The organism is Rhodococcus sp. NPDC059968 (assembly GCF_042738615.1).
GTDB lineage: Bacteria > Actinomycetota > Actinomycetes > Mycobacteriales > Mycobacteriaceae > Rhodococcus_F.
The window spans coordinates 1-2,651 of the sequence record NZ_JBHWUE010000238.1 but is presented as its reverse complement, the minus strand read 5'-3'; the positions used below and the strand labels follow the sequence as shown (position 1 = coordinate 2,651).

The 2,651-nt window shown below is 64.3% G+C and carries 4 protein-coding genes; 1 reads left to right on the top strand and 3 read right to left on the bottom strand.

Annotated features, from left to right (window positions below; genetic code table 11):
* Positions 1-75: 75 nt before the first annotated feature.
* The gene (locus ACFWAY_RS53415; RefSeq protein WP_378516493.1) at positions 76-753 is read right to left on the bottom strand and encodes a hypothetical protein; all 678 of its coding nucleotides are present in this window, start codon (positions 751-753) and stop codon (positions 76-78) included.
* 328 nt (positions 754-1,081) lie between these two features.
* Complete coding sequence (locus tag ACFWAY_RS53410; RefSeq protein WP_378516492.1) at positions 1,082-1,459, bottom strand: hypothetical protein; 378 nt, start codon at positions 1,457-1,459, stop codon at positions 1,082-1,084.
* A 171-nt stretch (positions 1,460-1,630) separates the two neighbouring features.
* Between ACFWAY_RS53410 and ACFWAY_RS53405 the strand changes: the two genes are divergently transcribed.
* The gene (locus ACFWAY_RS53405) at positions 1,631-1,888 is read left to right on the top strand and encodes a hypothetical protein (protein WP_378516491.1); all 258 of its coding nucleotides are present in this window, start codon (positions 1,631-1,633) and stop codon (positions 1,886-1,888) included.
* On the opposite strand, the gene ACFWAY_RS53400 is transcribed toward ACFWAY_RS53405, so the two are convergent.
* Positions 1,876-2,100, bottom strand: a complete 225-nt coding sequence (locus ACFWAY_RS53400; protein WP_378516490.1) for a hypothetical protein — start codon at positions 2,098-2,100, stop codon at positions 1,876-1,878. The two genes, ACFWAY_RS53405 and ACFWAY_RS53400, sit on opposite strands and share 13 nt — an antisense overlap.
* Between the last annotated feature and the right edge of the window lie 551 nt (positions 2,101-2,651).

The following is a 2,651-nucleotide window of genomic DNA, read 5'->3' as shown; positions in this document are numbered from 1 at the left end:
CCAACTTAGGTAATACACCCCGACCACACCAAAACCAGCTCCCACCAGCGCTAATCGCACCGAAGCCACAGCTATCTAGGAAACTCCCGCTAGAGTCCACAGGTGCTCTGATCCCGGCATGTAAAGACGATTCAGCTCGGTGACGTTGAGCTTCAGCGCCGCACGGCCTGCCCCGTACGTCACAGATGTCGCTAGGGCACCGGACTTGTCGAAGCGCAACTCGAAATCGTACTGCTCCAACAGCGCGTGCATTTCCTGCACGGACTCCTGAAGCTGTGCAACTCGAATTCCTGTGTCCGGCAATTGCTTCAGCGGCGACAGATTTCCCTGGACGGAGGCGAGGCAAACGGCGGCCGTCCTTGCAATGCGCTGGTCGGAACCGATAGCGGGGTCGGTCAGCCAGCAGACCTCGAGCAGAGCCTCGTGGACCGAGCGTACGAGCGACATCATGGGTACAGGCAGAATCGCGTCGGCATCGAGCAAGATCTCGATGGCGATCGAGTGTTCACGTGCGACGCGCAGAAGCTCGGCGGTATGTTCGACCCCAAGCCCGAGAATTCCATTGAGGCCGTCAATCTCGTGCTGTTTTCGATCGTCCAACCATTCGGCGTCGCGGGCGCGCGACGAATCAGACACCGGCTCGTGAAAAGCTACGAGGGCGGCGGTCAACTCTCGCTGTATCGCGGCGCGGTGCTGGCGGATTACCCGCACGGCGATATCCCGGGTACTTCGACCACCATGTGTCATCGTCATTGTCGTCACTTTCAGGGGGAGATCTGCGTCGCTGCAGCGGGCGATGCGCCACTGCCAGCGGGGAGTGTGAACCTCGCGAGTGGACTGCGTGCGAGTATCTTACGATGTCGCAGTCGGTATCCGCGGCGCTTGGCATCGTCGGTGGCGGCGCGTCGGACGCAGCGGTGGCAGGTCTTGGTGCGCCAGTCAGCGGGCGCGGTGACCGGAGCATCATTCGGCCGAGTGAGGTCGTGGCGACGGGAAACAGGCGCTCCGTGCCCGGCAACTCTAGTGCTGCGGCGGCAATCGGGCGGGAGAGCGCCGTGACGAGGAGCCGCGACCTGTGAGGTCAGTAGCGGCTGTGGGTCATGGTGCGGAGAAAGATGCGGAAGCTGGTGGGTAGCCGGTGGTCTCCGGCCGGGTCGCGGACGAAGAAGCTCCGGCCGGCGGTGCGGGTGAGCAGGCGGGTGATGGCGAGGCCGGGGGTCGTGTCGGTGGTGAGCTCGAGCAGGGCGGTGCGGTCGGTGTCGTCGAGGTGTGCCCAGAGGCTGTGGTAGCTGATCTGCTGGGGATGAACGGTGGTGGTGGCAGGAACCCAGTAGGTGAAGTGTCTGATCAGGGCGGTTCCGGTCGGCCCTGTGGTGCGTAGTTCGAGTTCGTCCAGCTGTGGGTGCCGCGTTCGGTGAGTTCGGTGGCCGCGATGTCGAGCAGGTCGTGGGGTGGGCATGCGGTGGGTAGGTCGAGGACCAGTCGGCACATTCCCATGGGCCCACGATAGGTGCCGGAGGCGTTCTGGCTGGGCGAGACCGGCGCCGTTCGGTGCCGTAGCGTCAAGTGCGGGTGCGGGGGTCGGTGAAAGAAAGTGGTGAAAGAAAGTGTTGTGCGTCGCGGCGGGAGAGTGAGTGTGGTCAGGGTCGTGCTGGTGTCGGCGGGGGTGGCCTGTCTGGTGTTGAGTGCGGTGTCCGGCGTCGCTTTCGTGGTCGGGCTCGGTGCCATGACGGCGGGGGCGACGGTCGTGGTTGCGGTGACCACTTCCGGATTCCTCACGGCGGGTGTGATGTTGGTTGCTCGCGGGAACGCTCATCGACCGGGTCCGCCGCCGGTGGATCCAGTTTCCGGCGTCGCTTCCAGTGTGCGCGCCGATCAGACGACGTAGACGCGGGCGACCGGGGCGCAGATGATCCCGGTTGCGTGGTCTTCGGGCCGCGGGTGCCGCGCGACATCGGTGCCGTCGGTGAGGGTGGGGACGACGACGCAGCGGCGAGCCGATCGAGGATGGTCGCCGGCTACCACGAGGCCCGACTGTGTGAGCTGATCGAGTGTGTCGCAGCTGAGGTCGATCGCTTTGGGCCGGTGATGTCGATGCATATACCGTCGATGAGGCTCGTCGGCGCTGTCACCGTGCGGAGAAGGTGCTGTGGAGGTTCTGCTGGTCCGGATCTGGCGCCCAGATCGAGTTCACTACGTTCAGTGTTCAGTGGGGCTCGCGGCCGACGGCGCTTGTTCTCGGGGGTTCGCTGACCGCCTGCCTGGCTGCCGTGGGTTCTCGGTATGGGTACTGCGCTACCGGGCTGACTTCATTTCTCCGCCTGTGTCATTCACGCAGATGACAGTCGGGTCTCAGGGTGGTGTGGGTGCGCGGTGTGCCTGGTCCTGCTTGCCCGGCATCGACGACCCGGGAAGGCCGTGTCCCATGTGTCCGATTCGATTGTGGACGATCCGGACATCTAGGACAGGGCGGCTCTTCCGTTGGGGCTCCAGAGTTTTGGGAGGCGGAGTGATCAACGACACATCTATTGACAGCCGGTGGGGTCGGCATCTCTACTTAGTGGTCTGATTCGTTAATTCGTCGGGGGTTGTTGCCAGGCGGTGGGGTCGGCGAGGTAGAGCCCGCAGGCGCAGTCGAGTGCGTCCTCGGG

Bases quoted from the DNA above. Each gene is read 5' to 3' on its own strand.
- ACFWAY_RS53415 (WP_378516493.1), bottom strand. From the start codon at position 753: ATGACGATGACACATGGTGGTCGAAGTACCCGGGATATCGCCGTGCGG.
- ACFWAY_RS53410 (WP_378516492.1), bottom strand. From the start codon at position 1,459: ATGCCCACCCCACGACCTGCTCGACATCGCGGCCACCGAACTCACCGA.
- ACFWAY_RS53400 (WP_378516490.1), bottom strand. From the start codon at position 2,100: ATGCATCGACATCACCGGCCCAAAGCGATCGACCTCAGCTGCGACACA.